Source organism: Sinosporangium album (assembly GCF_900100605.1).
Taxonomy (GTDB): domain Bacteria; phylum Actinomycetota; class Actinomycetes; order Streptosporangiales; family Streptosporangiaceae; genus Sinosporangium; species Sinosporangium album.
On sequence record NZ_FNCN01000001.1, the window covers coordinates 106,453 to 125,091 of the forward strand.

The window sequence follows — 18,639 nt, forward strand, 5'->3', positions numbered from 1 at the left end:
CCCGTTCCGATCCACCTTTGCAGCGATCGGCGTTGACGGCAGCATGGTCGGCAATGACTGGGTTCCCTCTCTCAACGCCTCACTCCGCATGGTGAACACGGCGCATAGCGGGGCCGCCGACCGTGATCTAGGCGCCTTCTACGCCCGCGACGGTCGCGTGATCGTGTCCTTCAACCCCACCTGGCCCGACCCGGTATTCGGCGACGCCCCGCACGCGCCCGACCACCTGATGGACGGACTGCGCTTCCAGATCAGCGACGACGAAGTCCTCGAAAATCCAGAGGGCAGCGGATAAGGCCGGGCGGCGGCCCTTCGCCGCGGTCATGCCCTCGCCCCCTCGAAGTACCGGCGAGGGTTGTCCACGAGCATGGTTTCGATGGTGCGGTCAGCGACACCAGCCTCGAGCAATGCGGGAATGACCTCCGTGGATATGAGGCGGTAGTTCCATTTCTCCCCCAATCGGGGGCGTTCCTCTACCGAGACGAAGTCCATGAAACAGGACGCATCATGCGAAACAACGATGCTCTCCGCGTAGCCACGTCGCACGAGGCCCACGAGGGTGTCGATCCGCTGCTGGAGCGGCAGGAACGCGTCGAGTCCGAAACGGTCGAGGCCCAGCATCGAACCGGCATCCGCCAGGCGGCAGAGATAATCCAGATCGGTACTGTCGCCCGCATGGCCGATCACCACCCGGCTCAGATCGACGCCCTCTTCCGCGAGAACCCGCTGCGCAACCAGTCCGGACTCGGATCCGACGTGCGTGTGCACGGTGATCGGAGCCCCGGTCTCGACGCCGGCCTGCGCGACCGCCCTCATCGTGCGCTCCACACCGGGCGTGAGACCTTGCGCATCAATGGCGCACTTGAGGAATGCGGCGCGCACGCCGGTGTCGCCGATCCCCTTCGTCAGGTCCTGGATGAACAGTTCGGTCAGCGGTTCCTCGATGTCGATGAGCAGGCCGGGCCCGCGACTGATGAACTGGTGCGGAAGGTCGTTGAAGGTGTAGAGCCCGGTCGCGACGATGATGTTCAGGTTTGTTCGCACGGCGATGCGCTTTATACGCGGGATGTACCGGCCGAGCCCCAGAACCGTGGGATCCATGATGGTGTCGATGCCGAGCGCCTTGAGCTCGTTGAGGTCGTGGACCGCCTGCTCCACCTTCTGGTCCTCGTCCCAGTCATCCTGGTAATTCTGCCGGTACTCCTCGCCGAGCACGAAGACGTGTTCATGGACGAGCGTCCGGCCCAGCCCACTGGAGTCGACAGGCCCGGCAACTGTCTGTATGTCGGTCATGTTTGCCCATTCTCGGATTTCACAGCGCCACGACGACGGACTTGGTTTCGAGGTACTGCTCCAGTACGGCGTCGCCCTTCTCCCGGCCCCAGCCGCTCCGCTTGATCCGCCGTGCCGCGCCGGCCATGTACCAGAACATGTCCGCGGCGAGCGGGATCTCGACGGTGAGCGCTGCGCCGGCCGGCTTTCCGGTGTCGAGTGATTCCAGTTCCGCGAGTTCTTCAGCGTGCTCGGCGATCAGGTCTCCGATGCGGTGCACGATGCGGCCCCGCTCGCTGGGCGACATGACCGACCATGGACCTTCCGTGGCGCGACGGGCCGCGGCCACCGCACGATCGACGTCCCGTTCCGATGCTTCCGCCACCGTGCTGAGCACTTTGCCGGTGCCCGGATCGATCGTCTCGAATGTCTTGCCGTCGAGAGCATCGGCGAACTCGCCGTCGATGAACAGCGGGTGCGACCAGGCAAGAAAGTCCACCGCAAGCCCGGGAGGAGTGGTCATGTCGCCTTCTCCGTCCCGCACTAGGCGAGAAACTCGAGGACACGCGGGATGACGGCGTCCGGGGCTTCGAGGCAGGGACTGTGACCTGCGGTCTTGATGCGCCAGAGTTCGGCGTTCGGAATCGCGTCGAACATCTCGTCCGACCAGGCCGGCGGGCGGGCCTGGTCCTGGGTCCCGGAGATGATGAGTGTCCGCGCGGTGATCAGAGGCAGCAGGGCGAGTGCGTCCTCCCGCTGGACGACGCCCCGTGCGGCATGAGCGAGCCTGGGAGAGAGCTCGCCGAGACGCTTGGTCCACGTCTCGTGAATGTCGGAGCGAGCCGGGTCGTTGAGAACGGTCGCCGCGAAAAGGATGCCCTTGACGAAGTCCACGACCTCCGGGGTGAATCCCTCCCGCTCGAACCTGTCGACGAACGCTCCGAACAGGTCGAGATGCTCGTCGGTCTCGGCTCTTGCCGACGAGCCCATCAGCACCAGCCTGCCGACCAGATCGGGTCGGCGAGCCGCTATGCGGACCGCGACGTCGCCGCCCATCGACTGCCCGACGATCGACACAGAGGTGAGGCCGAGCCGGTCGACCAGGGCGAGCACGTCGTCGGTGCACTGATCCATGGTCACGGTCGCGTCGACCTCGTCAAGGCGGCCGGCCTGCCCGAGGAACTCCGGCGCGATGAACCGGAAGCGCCCGGCTCCAGCGGCGGCGAGGCCGTCGAAGGCGCGCGGATCGAGGAACAGCGAGTGCAGGCAGAGCACCGGGCTCAGATGCGGTTCACCAGTGTCGATGGTCATGAGAACTCCAGATCTTCGGTGATGAGGGGCCGAGGCGCGCTCACCGTCCGACGGTATGAGCCACATCACTGCATGTCAATATTCGAATCTCATTTCAAATAATGAAATATTCGATATTTGACATATGATTCATAGTTTGAAACGGTCCGGGACATGACCACTGTCTCCGACGTCATCGCAGGCGCACTGGCCCGTCACGGGGTCGAGGCGATCCTGGCCCAAAGCAATCCGACCGAGTTGATGCTCGCCGCCGAGCGCATCGGAATCCGCCAGATCCTCTACCGCACGGAGAACGCGGGCGGCGCGATGGCCGATGGGTTCTCGCGGATCTCCGGCCGGATCGGGGTGGTGGCGGCCCAGAACGGCCCTGCCGCAACCCTGCTCGTCGCCCCGATGGCAGAAGCGCTCAAAGCGTCGATACCGATGCTCGTGCTGGTGCAGGAGGTGCCGTCAGGCAATCGCGACCGCAACGCGTTCCAGGAACTGGACCACGTCGCGCTGTTCGCGAGCGTCTCGAAGTGGACGCGGCGCATCGATGACCCCACGCGCGTGGAGGACACCATCGACCAGGCTTTGACCATGGCGAACAGCGGACGACCCGGGCCGGTCGTCCTGCTCCTCCCCCGGGACGTCCTCGGAAAGCCCGCTGCGCCGGGGCGATTCGCGCGCACTGCGGATCTCGGGGCCTTCCCGCTCGACCGTCCCCGGCCTGACGCCGCCGCGGTGTCGCGGGCGGCGCAGCTCATCGCCGCGGCGCGGTCGCCCCTGGTCGTCGCGGGCGGCGGAGTGCACGGCTCGGGTGCGGTGGCCGAACTGGCCGCGCTGCAGGAGATCGCCCACCTCCCTGTGGTCACGACGAACATGGGCAAGGGCGCCGTGGACGAATCGGGTCCGCTGTCACTGGGAGTCGCCGCCAACATCACCGGCGAGCGCGGACCCGCGCACTTTCACCTTCCCTTGATCGCCGGAGCCGACGTCGTCCTGCTGGTCGGTACCCGGACGAATGAGAACGGCACCGAGGCCTGGACACTGACATCCCCCGACGCCACCTATATCCACATCGATGTCGACCCGCTCGAGGTGGGACGAAACTATGAGTCCCTACGCCTGCTCGGCGACGCCCGGGCCGCGCTCGGGGACCTCACGGCCGCCCTGGCGGCAACCGATCTCACTCTCCGCGTCGCCCGGTCAGAAGAGCTCAGAGCCACCATCGCCGCCGGCCGTCAGCAGCACTTCGAGGCCGTCACCCCGCTGCTGGAATCCGGTGAGACCCCTATCGCCCCGGAACGCCTTTTCGCCGAACTCGGCCGACTCCTCGACCCCGACGACATCGTGGTCGCCGACGCCAGTTACTCCTCGTTCTGGATCGCCGGCTACCTCCTGGCGAAGCGGCCCGGCCAGCGTTTCCTCATGCCACGAGGTCTGGCCGGTCTCGGCTGGGGACTGCCTCTGGCCCTGGGAGCGAAAATCGCCGCACCTGGGCGGCGTGTCATCGCGGTCGTCGGCGACGGTGGCTTCGCACACGTCTGGTCCGAGCTGGAAACCGCTGTGCGAGAGCGCCTTCCGGTGACCGTCGTGGTGCTCAACAACTCGGTCCTGGGAGCCCAGCGACATGCCGAGAATGCCGCGTTCGGCGAAACGACCACCGGTGTGGAGCTCGATCCCGTGGACCACGCCGCCATCGCGACCGCCGTGGGAGCCGCGGGGATCGTGGTCGAGCATCCGGACGCCATCGCCCCCGCATTGCGGAAAGCGTTGGACTCCAGCGGCACCACGGTCATCGACGTGATCGTCGACCCCGACGCCTATCCGCCTGTCCGGGCGTTCGACGTGTCCACCGACCGGCTCAACACCCCACCGCATCGGGTCCGACCCGCCCCGTAATCTGATAATTTCAGATAGTGAACAGCACTTCGGCCAAGTCCGCCCCGCAGACTCTGCAAACAGTCGAGCGAGCGCTGAGCTTTCTCGAGTACGTGGCCGCCGCCGAGCCCGCACCGACGGTGCAACAGGTCTCCGTCGGCCTCGGCTTGAACATCACGACCTGCTACCACCTGATGCGGACTCTGCTCGCACGCGGCTACCTCGAGCGCCGAGCCGACGCCACACTCCAACTCGGAGCCGGCGTGGGCGCCCTGTTCCGGACCTACCAGCTCAATTTCAACATCAACGACAAGCTCGCGGGCATCGTCAGCGAGCTTGCCGGAACGACTGCCGAAACCTCGTTCCTGTCGACTCTCGACGACAGGAACCTGATCTTGAAAATTCTGGTCGAAGGATCGCAACCGCTGCGTGTCACCGGGCTCTACATCGGCCTCACAGGCAACGAGCCACACCGCGCAGCGGGCAAGGCCGTACTCGCCCACGCCGACACCACGCTGCGGGACGAGATCATCGCCCGCAACCTGACCGGCATGACCCCGACCGCCCAGCGGCGATTTCACACCTCTCTGCTCCAAGAACTCGAGGAGGTCCGGACACGGGGGTGGGCCGTTGACATCGACTCCAGCCCCGGCATCACGGCGATCGGTTCCCCGTTCTTCGAACACGACGGTTCCATAGCCGGTGCCGTCGGAATCGTCGCACCGACATCTCGGTTCAGCGAAGCCCAGGACAAACTGGTCGGCACGGTGCTCGACGCAGCACATAAGGCAACGGCAGTCCTCGGTCTCGCACCGTGAGGCCGCACGCCGTATCGGGGGCTGTGAGAGAAGTGTGAGACGTTCCGCGTTGATCATTTCTTCTCTTGTACCTCTTAGATCAGATCAAGCTACTCGGGGCGCAGGTAGAGGCCGGAGAGATCCACTACGAGGCCGCCGTCCAGCAGCTTGCCGAGCGGAGTGACGGCGCACTCACCCCGGCCTTGCAGCCCTAGCCGGGACACGTCATCCGCCTGCGGCGCCCTCGGCCTCCCAGCGCAGCAGGTCGCCCGGCTGGCACTCGAGTGCCTCGCAGAGCGCGGCGAGCGTCGCGAAGCGCACCGCCTTAGCGCGGCCGTTCTTGAGGACCGCCAGGTTGGCGGGCGTGATCCCTACGCGGTCCGCGAGGTCGCCCACGGACATCTTCCGCCTGGCCAGCATCACGTCGATGTCGACGACGATCGGCATCAGATCACCTCGTCCAACTCGGCCTGCATCCGCGCCGCTTCGACGTCGCGCGCGACGGCCTGGGCGAGCAGCATCCGCAGCACGAGCACGATGAGCGCGCAGCCCAGGATGGCCAGGCCGACCCCGCCCATGATGACGGTGACGCCCGGGTCGGCCCGCTGGCCCGGCGCATTGAGGGCCGTGACCGCGAACCACAGGAGGGCAGCCGCCACGATCGCCCCGATCACGGCATTCACGTACCGGAAGGCGGCGCGGGAGAACACGGTTCCGCGTTGCACCATCGTCACCAGCCGCCACACGCCGACCAGGGCGACTTGGCCCGACACCATGCCCAGGATCGTGATCACGCGCAGCGGGGTCAGCGGGAGTGACCCGTCCTCCGGGTCGGTGGCCAAGGCCCACATCATCAATGCCTGTACGAACACGGTGTCGGCGAGCAGCACCACGAGCACGGCGCGAAGCGCACGCACTGTCACCTTTCCCATAACTCACCCTTCCCCATAACTCACCCTCCTATCGTTATACGATGAGAATCTATCGAATCTCGATAGGTGAAGCAAGGGTTCCTCTGACACCCGGCCCCGCCCGGCGCTTTAGGCGTCATGTCCTCATGACCGACGCTCATTCATCCGTCACCCGCACGGCCATGGCAGCCCCGGGCCCGGGCGCCTCGCGCCAGACCGACAAGGCACGGCACGTGGACACCAGCCGGCGCATCGCCGACGGCCTGCGCACGGCGATCCTCGCCGGAGAGCTGCCCCCGAGCAGCAGAATCCGGCAGGAGGAGGTCGCGGCGCAGTCACCACCACCGCCCCCACCGCCGTGATGTCCGTGACCGACCCGGCGACCCGGAGCGGTGGTCGAGGAGCTCACGCCCCGCACCCCGCAGGAGATCGAGCGGCGCCCCCTTGCCGGACCCACCGCCGTACGGCCGGGCGTGCGGGACAGCCGACGCGGCCCGCCGCCGGACGAGACACACCGTGGGGCCGGGATCAGCGGTCGTCGCGGATGGTGGTCGCGATGCCCCGCCTGATGGCCAGCCCGCGTCCCCAACCGGCCCCCAGAACAACCAAAAGGCGGCATCGGATCCCTCCGATACCGCCTACGACCTGCGAGAACGCTGGTCGGGACGACAGGATTTGAACCTGCGACCCCTTGACCCCCAGTCAAGTGCGCTACCAAGCTGCGCTACGTCCCGGTGCCCTTGGCCCTGTTCGGACCGGACGTGATTACCTTAGCGCAGAACGGCGGTGTATGCGCACTCGGAAGGGTGGGCGCGCGGGGAGGTGTCGGGATGGCTGGGCGTAGGCCGCAGATCGACCGCGGGGAGTTGGCGCGGTTGGTGGCGGAGGGGTGGTCGGTGCAGCAGTTGGCCGAGAGGTTCGGGGTGTCGGCTTCGGGGGTGTTGCAGGCGAAGCGGGCGGCCGGGCTGTCGAAGGCGATGCTGGATCACAGCGGGGCGATCCCGTGGAGGCTGCGGGCCGAGGATCGGCAGTCGGGGCCGGCGACGAACCTGCGGACGTTGTCGACGGTGGCGCAGGGCCGTACGGTTCCCCGGGAGAAGCTGAACACGGCATTGCGGTGGGCGCAGCGGCTGGTGGGCGCGGGGCTTGACGTCGATTATCGGCCGGACACCGGGTTCTGTGAGGTGCCTGCGGGGGCGGAGTCGCACATCGGGGCACTGGTGGCAGAGGTTCGGAAAGTGCTCGACGAGGGTTGAGAGTCTTTGTGAGCCGGTGAAGTGCGCGATGGGGCCGAGGGGCTGAACTGGCTGGCGGGGATGAGTGAGTCCAATGTCGCGGAGTTCACGACGGCGCGGGCCGGTCGGGCGCGTCTGGCGGACTTGCTGGCGCCCGCGGCGGAGGCGATCAGGGCCGATCCGGGACGGCTCCTCTACCGCATTTACGAGGAGGTCCCCGAGGCGGATCGGCGTGTGCTGGCGAATCCGGGGGTGCGCACGATGCTGCTGGAGAACTATGCGGAGGCGCTGCGCAACTCTCCCGACGGGTGGATCGACGATGCCATCGCGTTCTGTTCGCCGTGGGGGTTCGACCCCCACGGAAATCTGGGTGCCGACGCTGCTCTGGCACGGGGAGCAGGATGTGTTCTCACCCGTGGAGCATTCGCGGTGGCTGGCGGACCGCATTCCGACGGCGACGATGCGGGTCGAGGAAGGCGCCGCCCATTTCCGCGCGCTGAACGTGATGCCCGACATGCTGCCGTGGCTCGCCGGCCGCGCGGCCTGAACGCCACGCGCGGGCACGCGCGGGCACGCGGACAGGAGGGCACGGCGCGAGATCAAGCAATGGTCTCAATTTAATGCACACACCATGGGAGTTCTGGGTTCAGGGAATATCATCTGACTACCGGGGAAACTCCCGGCAATAGCAACGGTCCGACTTTACTCCGGATTTTGCCATGTCCTCTAAGCCGCCCAATAACGGCCAACGCGAGCCGGACTCGAATTATTCTGGTCCTGGTTTCTGGTTTACGGTTTTCATGACCGTCGCCGCCCCGATAGCCGTTACCTCGCTGGAGCAGGTCTTCGAGGCGGAGCTGGAGCAGTGGCGGGGCCTGGTCGGCATTCTCACGGCCGGAATGATCCTCCTCGTCTCCTTGGCGGTATGGCTCTGGCCGAACGACATGAGAGCGCTGCCCAAGCTCCTGGAAAAGGTCCGGCAGCGTGGCGTCGGACTGCTCAAAGGCGTGACGCCAACGGTGGTTCCCTGTCTTCTGGTCGTGGCGCTCTATTGGAGCGGCTCGGCCGCGTGGTCGCACATCCGCCCAAGCTGCGCCCCGCCTCTCCACGTACCGATCGTCACCGCCCCGGAGAACGTCGCCGCCTACCAGAAAGAGGCGACCCGGTTCACCGAGAACCTCAGGGACGGCGTATGCCCCGGATTCGTGATCACGATAGGGGCGGCCCCTTCCCTCCAGCAGATGGCTCTGGGGCTCGGCAACAACTGGTATCGCGATTCCGGCCATCAGGGCGCCGAGCCGTTCCGCCGTCTTTTCGGAGTCCGACCGGTCGCCTGGCTGGCCACGAGCAGAGGCGAGGTGGCGCTGGTGAAGAGATATCTGGGAAGTCGGCGGACGATACTCGGAGAGAGCGCGCCCGCCGGGCGGGATGAGTTGGTGGTGGCGACGTGGACCAACGACCTGCAGGGGCAGGCGCAACGGCTCCGGTCCATCGTGAAAATCAGGGAGCTGCTCCAGGACCGGGGGGTCGTCCTCGACTATCCGCTTCCGGAGCTGTCATCCACGGGCCTCATCGCGTACTCGCTGTTCCACCGCGACGAACTCACCGCGGGAGACGCCGGGGCGAAGGGAACGGCAGGTGCCGTTCGCCCCGAGCCGGATCTCGTGGAGGCCAGGCGCAATCACGTGATGGAGGAAGACGCGACGGCCCTCCTCTGCAAGGTCGGGAGCATGGAGGGGCGGGAGAAGAAGAAATTCGTGATGGTCGTGCCGCAGCGAAGCGTCGATGCGTACAAAGCGGGGGGCGTGTGCAGAGGCCGCATACCCGTGGGGGTCGGTCATGATCTCCTGGAGGCGCCGGGCGGGGAGGAGGCCGCTCTGGAGAACCGGCTGGTTCCGATCACGTGGACCGATCAGGATTCCGAACGCTACGCACGGGTGCTTGATGACTTCGGACAGCGGCTGAGCGGGCCGGAGGGGACGGCCGGGACCGGTTCCACGTCGGCGGATACGGAGAACGGCGGGAAGGCGGAGGCGGAGAGAGAGGAAAGGGAGGCCGACCTCCTGGAAAAGGCCGTCAATCGGCTGGCGGACGAAAGAAGGCCCCTTCGGCTTGTCACGGTCCTGGACTCGTCCGGCTCGATGGACTCCCCTTCCCATCCCCACTTCCCGGAGATCGGGGAGGCCATACGCGATATCCAGCCGTTGATAGCACCCGACGACGTCCTGATCCCGAAGCGCATCTTCCGGTACACCGAGAACGGGACGACCCAGGTCCTCGGTCTGTTCGGCGACGAGGGGCCCGAGGAGGTCAGCCGTGAGGACACCGAGGAGTTCGACGCTCTGCTGACGGCATTGAGAAACCAGCGGTCGCACGGGTTCGACGCGGATCTGGCCGCCGCGCTCCCCGAAGTGGCCTCCGGCCTTCACACCGGACGACCGTTCCTCGTCGTGTTCACAGACGGCGGAGTTCTCGACGGGGCGGGAGATGACGGCAAGCGTGTGGTCCGGACCTTGGACGGCCTTGAGGCGATCGGCGGGATATACGTCGTCGTACTGGGAGACCAAGGCTGCCCTGAATCCTATGCCCGGCTACCGGAGGACACCCCGGCCGGGAAGAAGATCACCTGCAGAGAGGCGGGAGGAGACGCGCAGGACGGCCTTGTCGAGATGATCCAGACCTTGCGTCGCTGGAGGTCGTGATGGGGCGCTCTTCGACCGACCGCAAGATTTCCCTGACCGCCGCCGCCCTCACCGCCGCCCTCACCGCCGTGTTGATCCTGATCTACCAACTGCATTTCGTGGATGACGATGTCCAGCGCACCACCGAATGCACGGGCTTCAGCTCGAACAGGCTCACCATTGGAACCGGCGCGGACATCAGCACCGGAAGTTATCGGCGCGAACTCATTGAGGAATGGAACAGGACGCGCGAGCCGGACGCCCAGCTCGTGGAGATCGCCGCGGTCACCGATGAAGAGCGTGCCGAGATGGTCAGCCGCTTCCAGAGTGGCGCGTGCCCGTTCGATGTCCTCATCCTCGATGTCGCCTGGATTCCCGAGTTCGCGAGGAACGGCTACATCGTCGAACTCCCCCGGCGGAGGAAGTCCGATGTCGGCAGGCCCACGGGCCCCGCTCCTCCGGCGGTGCTCTCGGCCCCGATGACGGATCCCGAGGATCTGCCGGTGTGGGATTCGGCGCGCTTCGTGCCGCAGGCGCATGAGACCGGCATGGTGGACGGCAGGTACTACGCGGTGCCCTTCGCGGCCGATGTGCCGCTGCTCTACCACCGTAAGAGCATCGAGATCCCCCGGACCATGGATCAGTTACGCCACTACGCCCGCGGGGGAAGGTTCATCGGCCAGCTCCATGACTACGAGGGCGGCAGCGTCACCATCATGGATCTTCTCCTCGGCGAGGGGGTACGCATCACGGATGCGCGCGGAAACGTCGTGCTCCGCGCCGATGGGAACGGGGAGAAACTCCGGAAGGTGCTGCACGCCTGGTCGGACACGGAGAACAAGGCGCTCAGCGATGACGCTTTCGGCTATGTGGAGGAGACGAGCAGGGAAGAGTTCGCGAACGGCTTCGAAGGCCGGAACGGCGTCCGGTTCGACTACATGCGGCAGTGGCCCTATGCCTACCACCGCCTGGCCATGGATCCGCGCATGTACGCACGCGGGTTCGATCCTCGCGACACCGACCACACCGGCCGTGATCTGTTCGAGAATCTGGACTTCGACGTAGCCTTGATGCCCGGTGCCGGCGCGCGCGGAGTCCGCGGCGGCTACAACCTGGCGGTGTCCAGCCATACCCCCGACCCCGAACGGGCCTATGAGCTCATCGACTTTCTCACATCTGAGCGGTCCCAGAGAGAACTGTTCGCCTGCGGCGGATACTCGCCGGTTCTCACATCCGTCTACGACGACTACAGATATCTCCGCGCGGAGGCCAGATCTTGTGAGCATCTGAATCCGCGGGGGCGGTCCGACGATCCGCCGAAGGTCGGCGTGGAGATGCTCCAGAGGGTCGCGGCGCGGACCCACGAGGCACTGGAGCAATCCGTACGGCGGCCCACCTCGTCGTTTTACGCCGCGTTCAGCAAGGTCCTGCGGACATGCACGAGGCTGGTGCTGACAAGGAGACTCTCCCCTGCCCGGCTCGACCTCGGCCGATTCGGCAACGCCCTCAGGCAGGTGCAGCGCGGCAAGGTGCCGGAGGGCGGTATCGACTCCGGCGACTACTGCAGGAAACGCTGACGGACCGCGGACCGCCGGCACCCGCCCGCGTACGGCGACGCCCCGCTGGGCGACAGCCGTACAGGTCGGGTGGCGGGGTGGATCGTCACCAGGGTTGGGCTTCGAGGTCGCGGTTGAGGCGGCGCCAGGCGGTGAGGCCGACGACGTGGGGGTGGAGTTCGCCGAGGCGGCGGCGCATGAGGTTGAGGACGCGGTCACGGGTCTGCCGGGCGTCGACGGATCGGCCGAGCACGTTGAGGGTGATGGCGAGGTTGGCTTCGCAGGTCAGCGTGTCGGGGTGGTCGGGGCCGAGGTTGCGTCGCAGGACGGCGAGGGTGGCGCGGTCGAGCGCCTCGGCCCTGGCGAGGTCGCCCAGGGAGGCGACGCAGTTGGCCGTGACGATGGCGCTGGCGAGCGTGGAGGGGTGCGACTCCCCCAGCCTGGCCGCGAAGGTGGTGTGGGTGGTCTCCGACAGCCTTCCGGCCTCTTCGACGCTGCCGAGTTCACGCAGGTAGGAGGAGATGTTGTTGGCTGCGGTGAGGGTGTACGGATGCTTCTTTCCCAGCCTGTGGGAGAACTGGTGCATGACATCGGAGGCGAGTTCCTTGGCCTGTGAGAATTCTCCGATGGCGGCCATGCAGGAGGCCACTTCGAGAGCACAGGCAAGGGTGTCCGGAGCGGATGTCGATCGTGCACAGCAGCCCCGCGTAGATCTCGGGGTAGTGGCCGCGCAGCAGCTCGATCGCCTTCACGGCCTTCGTGAAACTGCTCCGCTACCGCGGACACGGCCGCCCGACCGATCAGATCGATGAGTTGAAGGCCGCGACGGAAACTCTCCCCTCGGCACCCGCCGGCAGGACGCGCCCGAGAACTCCGGCCTCGGCGAGGGACCCTACCTTGGACAGCGGAATTTCCCGCAGATCGGCCAGGCCGGTGGCAATGTCAGACGGCTGACCACCCGTGGTGATATCGGTCAGCGGTAACTCCTACGTGCTTGTTCGGACCTTGATATGCGCATCGGAAGCCGCAGGAGTTTCCCTTGCCGCCGCCTCAGATTTTGGAGGGAACGCTGAGTCATTGGCCGGTGGCTCTGCGAGTTCAGATTGCGCATCGCGAAGGTCGGACGCGCCTTCTTCCTGGTGAAACTTCCTGGTGAAACTGTTTTTACTGCATCAATATTGAGGGATGCTCACTGTGCGCAACTCTAGACCAACGGGTGACCAATCAGCCGGACGGCTGCGAGATTCTTTAACAAACCTAACTATTTAAAGCACCGAACGAGCAGTAGCCCCCATACTTCCCATAAAGAATGCGGAGGAACAAAACGGTGGATTGGCGCTTTATCGGCGTTACCGCTCCGCCGCCACTCCCGCCGCGGCCGTCTCCTTCCGCTTCTCCGCCTCGCGCCGCTCGATCTGGCGCCGGGCGGCGAACTCGAACTCCTGTCTCGGGTGGGCCAGAGCCCCGAGCGAGATAATGTCGCGGCTGAAGAAGAGGGCGAGGGTCCAATCGACGACAACCCGCACCTTCCTATTGAGGGTGGGCACCCGGGTCAGGTGGTAGCTGCGGTGCAGGAACCAGGCGAGCGGCCCGCGGAGCTTGACGCCGTACACCTGGGCGACGCCCTTGTGCAGCCCGAGGCTGGCGACCGAGCCCGCGTAGGCGTGGCGGTACGGCCTGGGGGTGGCCCCCCGGACCAGGGCGGCGACGTTGCGGGCGAGGCGGCGCGCCTGCCGTACGGCGTGCTGGGCGTTCGGGGCGCAGAACTCCCCCGGCCGGGTCAGGTCGGGCACGGCGGCGCAGTCGCCGGCGCTGAACACGTCGCTGCGGCCCACGACGTTGAGGAACGGGGTGACCTTGATCCGGCCGCGCTCGTCCATGGGCAGATCGCTGCCCCGGACCATGGGGTGGGGTTTGACCCCCGCGGTCCACACCAGCGTGGAGGCTTCGAAGGCGGTGCCGTCGTCGAGCTTGATGCGGCCCTCGACGGCCGAGGTCAGACGGGTCGAGAGCCGTACGTCGATGCCCCGTTCCTTGAGCTGTTCGACCGTCCAGCGCCCCATCTCGGGGCCGACCTCGGGCAGGACCCGGTCGGTCGCCTCGACGAGCACCCAGTGCATGTCGGAGGGTTCGACACCGGGGATGTAGCGGCAGGCGTCGCGGGCCATGTCCTCCAGCTCGGCGAGGGCCTCGACGCCGGCGAAACCGGCGCCCACGAAGACGAAGGTCAGAGCCCTGCGGCGGACAGCCGGATCGGTGGTGGACGCGGCGAGGTCGAGCTGGCCGAGGACCTGGTTACGCAGGTGGATGGCCTCTTCCAGGGTCTTGAAACCGATGCCCTGCTCGGCGAGGCCCGGGATGGGCAGGATGCGCGAGACCGAGCCGGGGGCGAGGACCAGCAGGTCGTAGCCGAGTTCGCGGCCGGGGCCCCAGTGGGGGCGGAAGTCCACTCTGCGCCGCGCGGCGTCGATGCCGAGGACCCAGCCGTTGAGGATCTCGCAGTGAGGCAGGACGCGTCTGAGCGGGACGACCACGTGGCGGGGTTCGAGAGCGCCGGCCGCCGCCTCCGGGAGGAACGGCTGGTAGGTCATATAGGAGTCCGCGTCGACCACGGTGATCGTGATCCGGCCTGCGCGCAGGTCCGGCGCGAGCAGGCGCTGCAGGCGCAGGGCGGTGTTCATGCCGACGTAGCCACCGCCGACGATGAGTATGCGGAACGTTGGTTTCGTCATATTCCGCCCCTACCCGCCCGCCGCGGAACGTCACCTTCCAGGTCACGAGCGGTGACCGTCGCGGCGGGGCGGCCGAGGAGCGGGGCTCGGGTTACGGTACGGCTTCGCGCAGGGCGCGCCGCTCCTGCTCGGTGGTGCCGGCCCACACCCCCGCCGTCTGGCCGGTGTCGAGGGCGTAGTTGAGGCAGAGCGCGGAGACGGGGCACCGGGCGCACACGTGTCTGGCCAGGGCGAGCTGACTGCGCGTGGGCGCGGAGCCGATGGGGAAGAAGATCTCAGGATCGACGTCGCGACAGGCCGCGTGTCGCATCCAATAGGTGTCTCGCATCGACGAGGCTTGCACTCTGACCTCCGCGTTCCTGGGTGGACCTCGAGCCGTTTGGTCACCGCCGCGCCGACGAGGCACCAGCTGAACGCGACGTCCTGCCAAGGACCGTCCTCAGTATGGGGGACACGGGCCTGCGGCATGGGCCGAACTCCTTGGCTTCCCCTGTGAGATTGCCGAAGGCCGCCCAACGAGAATCGTGATTTTTTTACATAAAAGCCAAATAGCTGGTTAATTGTCCCGTTTTTACATGAACGTCCTGTAAGGAGAGGTAAGGAAATTGGTGCGCGATCGGCCATGATCTCTGAAAGAGTGGACCTCTCGTCATCGACGATCCATCCGGGGGTCACGACATGGATCCGCACGACGCCAGAGCACTGGCGCACGCCCTCAAGGACCTGGTCAAGGAAGCGCACCGCACGATCGACGCCGACCGGCCCGAGCCCGAACTGCTGAGAAGGGTCAAAGGCCATCTGAAGGCCGATCTCAAGGAGATCGTCTGCGTCACCGAGTCCTTCCCCGCCTGGGACCACGCCTCACTCCAGCGCGGCCTCGACGCCTACCTGGCGGCCCGGGAGCCGCTCGCCGAGTGGTTCGGCGTCTCCGGGCAGAACAGGGACGACGACTTCGTCAACATGCTGATGGTGGCTCAGGAGGGCTGGCAGAGCTACGACATCGGCGCGGTCGACTACAGCACCGTCGCCGTGGGCCCCGACGAGACGATGGAGGTCGTCACCCTCGGCCTGGTCCTCACCTTCGCCCCCGACGGCACCCCCGTGGTCTTCGGCCTGAGGAACTACGACGGCGGCGAGATCCCCCAGTGCCGCCTGGAGGTGCTCACGGCCTCCCGGTCGGCCGGCGGCGCGGCGCGCGACGAGGTGACTCGCCTGATGCGCGAGCACAACGTGTTCCGGGGGCAGGTGCTGACCTTCGGGTGGAGCGAACACCGGGGCAACCAGCTCGTGACCTTCCTTCCCCGCACGGAGGTCACCGCCGACCAGGTGGTGCTCCCCGACGGCGTGCTCGCGTCGGTGGAGCGGCACGTCGCCGGCATCGGCGCAGAGGCCGCCCGGCTCCTGTCCCACGGCCAGCACCTCAAGCGCGGTCTGCTCCTGCACGGCCCGCCGGGCACCGGCAAGACCCACACGGTGCGCTATCTCATGGGCCGCATGACCGAGAGCACGGTGATCGTGATGACCGGGTCCGCGCTCAGGTTCATCTCGCACGCCGCGGCCCTGGCGAGGCAGCTCCAGCCGGCGATCGTCGTGGCCGAGGACGTCGACCTGGTGGCGAGGGACCGCTCCTACGACCCCGAGGGCAATCCCCTGCTTTTCACGCTTCTCGACGCCATGGACGGCGTGGGCGCCGACGCCGATGTGACCTTCGTGCTGACCACGAACCGCGCGGGCATCCTCGAACGGGCGCTGGCCGAGCGTCCGGGGCGCGTCGATCTCGCGGTCGAGGTGCCCAAACCCGACGCGGCGGGCAGGCTGGCCCTGCTGCGCCTCTATGCCCGGGAGCTCACGCTGCCGGACGACCTCGACGAGCTGGTCGACGCCACCGAGGACATGACCGCGTCGTTCTTCAAGGAGCTGCTGCGCCGGGCCGTGCTCCGCGCGCTGGGCGAGCGCGAGACGGTGACGGCGCTGGAGCGCGAGCACCTGGCGGAGGCGCTCGCCGAGATGCTCGACGAACGGCAGGCCCTCACCCGCTCCCTGCTCGGCGGCGGAGGGTCGACCGATCACGACGATCACGACGAGGACGACGACTACGAGGACGGGTTCGAGGGCGGCCCCGTGGGCCCCGGCCTCGCCCCCTTCCCCGGGGCCGTCATCAGGTCGACGTCACAGCTCATGGGCGATTCGTGAGCAGCCTCGCGGCTTTGAGCCCGAGATGGGCCGCGAGCCGGTCGTCACCGCTGCCGAGATCCAGCCCGGTGAGGCGGGCGGCCTTGCTCAGTCGGTAGTAAAGCGTCTGCCGGTGCACACCCAGCTCGGCCGCCGCCGCCTTCACGTCGCCCGCGTGGTCGAGATAGCACTCGACCGTGCGGGCGAGCTCGTCGTCGGCGGCCAGCACCTCGGTGGCGGCTGCCAGTTCCCGCAGGTCGGGGCCGCCGAGCCGGGCCAGCGTCCGGTGGACGCCGAGATCCTCCCAGCGGGCGACCGGGGCGAACCGCGGGATGTGCTCGGCGATCCGCAGGGCGTGTACGGCTTCACGCCAGCTTCGCCACGCCTCCGACGCCTCGGCGCGGGCACCGCCGACTCCGGCGGCGGTGCCGTACATCCCGCGGGCCCTCGCGGCGACGTCGAGGGCCTGGTGGGCGGGGGCGAGGAGGGCGACGGGCGAGCCGGGGCGCGACAGCACGGCGCGCGGCAGGGTCCAGAGCGGGACGACCCGCCCGGGCGCGTCGCGTACGGCTATCGCCGCGACGGGCCCCCGCAGGTCCAGCCGGGCCAGGGCATCGGCCCGCTCGTCGGGATCCGCGGAGAACAGCGCGCGCAGACCCCGGCCGAGGTCTTGGCGGCCCCGGGTGTCCTGGGCCAGGGTCGCGGCGGCCCGCTCGACCAGCGGTCTGATCTCCGCCAGCCGCTCATCGGTGAGTGATCCGGAGTCCAGCAGCCACAGATAGCCGTAGGTCACGTCATTGTGCCGGAGCGGCACGCACACCCGGGCGAGCACGGCGAGGTCGGCGTCGGCGGGGATGCGCACCGGCCCGCCGGCGGCGGCGATGCCGAACCGTTCGAAGTAGGCGCGCACCTCGTCGGTGGCGCGCCGGCGCAGGATGGACTCCTGGCGGACCAGGTCGATGTCACCGCTCTGCGCCCCGTAGGCGATCAGCTGGAAGGACCGGTCCTCCAGTGTCGCGGACGCGCCCAGCACGCCCGCTATCTCGTCGATCGTCTCCTGGAGTTCCTCCTGCACCCCACCATTGTTGTGCATTTGTATGAACTCCAGCGCCAACGACCGTGGCGAATGTCGATGGGCCTGGCCTGAGCTGGGGTTTTACGCTGGTTACATGCTCGGTTCGTTGCTCTTGGCCGGTTCGCGCAGTGCGCTCGTCCGGCGCGCCGTCTCCGGTTTTCCGGTCACCCGGAAGGTCGTCAACCGGTTCGTCGCCGGCGAGACGACCGCCGACGCCGTCGCCGCGACACGCCGCCTGGCGGCGGCCGGGCTCGCCGTCACCATCGATCACCTGGGCGAGGAGACCCGCGACGCGGCGTCCGCCGGGGAGACGGCCAAAGCGTACGTGGCGCTGCTTGAGGCGCTCCAGCCGTACGACCTGGGGCACCGGGCCGAGGTCTCGGTCAAACTGTCGGCCGTCGGGCAGGCGCTCGGCGCCGACGGCGACCGCATCGCGCTGGAGAACGCGCGGGTGATCTGCGAGGCGGCCCAGGCCGCGGGCGGCACGGTCACCCTGGACATGGAGGACCACACCACCGTCGACTCCACCCTCGGCATCCTGCGCGACCTGCGGGCCGACTTCCCGGCGACGGGCGTGGCGATCCAGGCGTACCTGTTCCGCAGCGAAGGCGACTGCCGCGACCTCGCCGGCGAAGGATCACGGGTGCGGCTCGTGAAAGGCGCCTACGCCGAGCCCGCGTCGGTCGCCCACCAGAAGAAGGCCGACGTCGACAAGGCCTACGTCCGCGCCCTGCGCATCCTCATGGAGGGCCGGGGCTACCCGATGATCGCCACCCACGACGACCGGCTGATCGAGATCGCCGAGACCCTGGCGGAACGGTGCGGCAGAGCCCAGGGTACGTACGAGTACCAAATGCTCTACGGCATCAGAACGGACAAGCAGGAGGCCCTCGCGGGGGCCGGGCACACCATGCGCGTCTACGTGCCCTACGGCGACGACTGGTACGGCTACTTCATGCGCCGCCTCGCCGAACGGCCCGCCAACATCGCCTTCTTCCTGCGCTCGTTCACGTCAAAGTAAGAATCGTCTAGAA

Annotated in this window: 19 protein-coding genes and 1 tRNA gene; 10 read left to right on the top strand and 10 right to left on the bottom strand. The window is 67.5% G+C overall.

The annotated features are described in order from the left end of the window. Window positions 1-43 precede the first annotated feature (43 nt). The gene (locus BLQ73_RS00485) at window positions 44-295 is read left to right on the top strand and encodes a hypothetical protein (RefSeq protein ID WP_093167078.1); all 252 of its coding nucleotides are present in this window, start codon (window positions 44-46) and stop codon (window positions 293-295) included. 26 nt (window positions 296-321) lie between these two features. Here the strand turns inward: BLQ73_RS00485 and BLQ73_RS00490 are convergent, their stop codons facing one another. The 3 genes from BLQ73_RS00490 to BLQ73_RS00500 are packed head-to-tail and all read right to left on the bottom strand — an operon-like array spanning window position 322 to window position 2,583. Next, window positions 322-1,293, bottom strand: a complete 972-nt coding sequence (locus BLQ73_RS00490; RefSeq protein ID WP_093167080.1) for a phosphotriesterase family protein — start codon at window positions 1,291-1,293, stop codon at window positions 322-324. Window positions 1,294-1,312: 19 nt separating this feature from the next. Then, the gene (locus tag BLQ73_RS00495; protein WP_093167082.1) at window positions 1,313-1,795 is read right to left on the bottom strand and encodes an aldehyde dehydrogenase family protein; all 483 of its coding nucleotides are present in this window, start codon (window positions 1,793-1,795) and stop codon (window positions 1,313-1,315) included. Between the two features lie 20 nt (window positions 1,796-1,815). Next, window positions 1,816-2,583 carry an alpha/beta fold hydrolase gene (locus tag BLQ73_RS00500; protein WP_176955197.1) on the bottom strand — a complete coding sequence of 256 codons (768 nt, stop codon included), beginning with the start codon at window positions 2,581-2,583 and terminating at the stop codon, window positions 1,816-1,818. Window positions 2,584-2,736: 153 nt separating this feature from the next. Here BLQ73_RS00500 and BLQ73_RS00505 point away from each other — a divergent pair, with 153 nt between their 5' ends. After that, window positions 2,737-4,467: an acetolactate synthase catalytic subunit gene (locus BLQ73_RS00505; protein WP_093167086.1), complete on the top strand. Its 1,731-nt coding sequence runs from the start codon at window positions 2,737-2,739 to the stop codon at window positions 4,465-4,467. Between the two features lie 17 nt (window positions 4,468-4,484). Further along, a complete protein-coding gene (locus BLQ73_RS00510) occupies window positions 4,485-5,264 on the top strand; it encodes an IclR family transcriptional regulator (RefSeq protein ID WP_093167088.1) in 780 nt (259 codons plus the stop codon). Window positions 5,265-5,468: 204 nt separating this feature from the next. Here the strand turns inward: BLQ73_RS00510 and BLQ73_RS00515 are convergent, their stop codons facing one another. Then, complete coding sequence (locus BLQ73_RS00515) at window positions 5,469-5,690, bottom strand: helix-turn-helix domain-containing protein (RefSeq protein WP_093167090.1); 222 nt, start codon at window positions 5,688-5,690, stop codon at window positions 5,469-5,471. Continuing rightward, complete coding sequence (locus BLQ73_RS00520) at window positions 5,690-6,160, bottom strand: DUF2975 domain-containing protein (protein WP_218125562.1); 471 nt, start codon at window positions 6,158-6,160, stop codon at window positions 5,690-5,692. The genes BLQ73_RS00515 and BLQ73_RS00520 overlap by 1 nt, the downstream gene beginning before the upstream one ends. Window positions 6,161-6,300: 140 nt before the next feature. Between BLQ73_RS00520 and BLQ73_RS00525 the strand changes: the two genes are divergently transcribed. Next, window positions 6,301-6,516 (top strand): hypothetical protein, encoded by a 216-nt coding sequence (locus tag BLQ73_RS00525; RefSeq protein WP_093167094.1) that lies wholly within the window; start codon window positions 6,301-6,303, stop codon window positions 6,514-6,516. 295 nt (window positions 6,517-6,811) lie between these two features. Here the strand turns inward: BLQ73_RS00525 and BLQ73_RS00530 are convergent. Next, a tRNA-Pro gene (locus BLQ73_RS00530) sits at window positions 6,812-6,888 on the bottom strand. A 96-nt stretch (window positions 6,889-6,984) separates the two neighbouring features. Here BLQ73_RS00530 and BLQ73_RS00535 point away from each other — a divergent pair. The 4 genes from BLQ73_RS00535 to BLQ73_RS00545 all read left to right on the top strand — a co-directional run bounded on the left by BLQ73_RS00535 (window position 6,985) and on the right by BLQ73_RS00545 (window position 11,647). Then, window positions 6,985-7,410: a helix-turn-helix domain-containing protein gene (locus BLQ73_RS00535; RefSeq protein WP_093167096.1), complete on the top strand. Its 426-nt coding sequence runs from the start codon at window positions 6,985-6,987 to the stop codon at window positions 7,408-7,410. Between the two features lie 349 nt (window positions 7,411-7,759). Then, complete coding sequence (locus BLQ73_RS30835) at window positions 7,760-7,936, top strand: alpha/beta fold hydrolase (RefSeq protein ID WP_143020059.1); 177 nt, start codon at window positions 7,760-7,762, stop codon at window positions 7,934-7,936. A gap of 253 nt (window positions 7,937-8,189) precedes the next feature. Further along, on the top strand, window positions 8,190-10,091 hold the full coding sequence (locus tag BLQ73_RS00540) for a vWA domain-containing protein (protein ID WP_093167098.1): 1,902 nt from the start codon (window positions 8,190-8,192) through the stop codon (window positions 10,089-10,091). Continuing rightward, window positions 10,091-11,647 carry an extracellular solute-binding protein gene (locus tag BLQ73_RS00545; RefSeq protein WP_093167100.1) on the top strand — a complete coding sequence of 519 codons (1,557 nt, stop codon included), beginning with the start codon at window positions 10,091-10,093 and terminating at the stop codon, window positions 11,645-11,647. Before BLQ73_RS00540 ends, BLQ73_RS00545 begins: the two co-directional genes overlap by 1 nt. 85 nt (window positions 11,648-11,732) lie before the next feature. On the opposite strand, the gene BLQ73_RS00550 is transcribed toward BLQ73_RS00545, so the two are convergent. The 3 genes from BLQ73_RS00550 to BLQ73_RS00560 all read right to left on the bottom strand — a co-directional run bounded on the left by BLQ73_RS00550 (window position 11,733) and on the right by BLQ73_RS00560 (window position 14,686). Continuing rightward, on the bottom strand, window positions 11,733-12,263 hold the full coding sequence (locus tag BLQ73_RS00550; protein ID WP_093167102.1) for a tetratricopeptide repeat protein: 531 nt from the start codon (window positions 12,261-12,263) through the stop codon (window positions 11,733-11,735). Window positions 12,264-12,975: 712 nt separating this feature from the next. After that, complete coding sequence (locus BLQ73_RS00555; protein ID WP_093167104.1) at window positions 12,976-14,358, bottom strand: NAD(P)/FAD-dependent oxidoreductase; 1,383 nt, start codon at window positions 14,356-14,358, stop codon at window positions 12,976-12,978. 91 nt (window positions 14,359-14,449) lie between these two features. After that, on the bottom strand, window positions 14,450-14,686 hold the full coding sequence (locus BLQ73_RS00560; protein ID WP_275936249.1) for a WhiB family transcriptional regulator: 237 nt from the start codon (window positions 14,684-14,686) through the stop codon (window positions 14,450-14,452). Between the two features lie 350 nt (window positions 14,687-15,036). Between BLQ73_RS00560 and BLQ73_RS00565 the strand changes: the two genes are divergently transcribed. Beyond that, window positions 15,037-16,551 (top strand): AAA family ATPase, encoded by a 1,515-nt coding sequence (locus BLQ73_RS00565; protein WP_093167106.1) that lies wholly within the window; start codon window positions 15,037-15,039, stop codon window positions 16,549-16,551. On the opposite strand, the gene BLQ73_RS00570 is transcribed toward BLQ73_RS00565, so the two are convergent. After that, on the bottom strand, window positions 16,535-17,623 hold the full coding sequence (locus tag BLQ73_RS00570; RefSeq protein WP_093167108.1) for a PucR family transcriptional regulator: 1,089 nt from the start codon (window positions 17,621-17,623) through the stop codon (window positions 16,535-16,537). The genes BLQ73_RS00565 and BLQ73_RS00570 overlap by 17 nt on opposite strands. A gap of 76 nt (window positions 17,624-17,699) precedes the next feature. Between BLQ73_RS00570 and BLQ73_RS00575 the strand changes: the two genes are divergently transcribed. After that, on the top strand, window positions 17,700-18,626 hold the full coding sequence (locus tag BLQ73_RS00575; RefSeq protein ID WP_093167110.1) for a proline dehydrogenase family protein: 927 nt from the start codon (window positions 17,700-17,702) through the stop codon (window positions 18,624-18,626). Window positions 18,627-18,639: the final 13 nt, after the last annotated feature.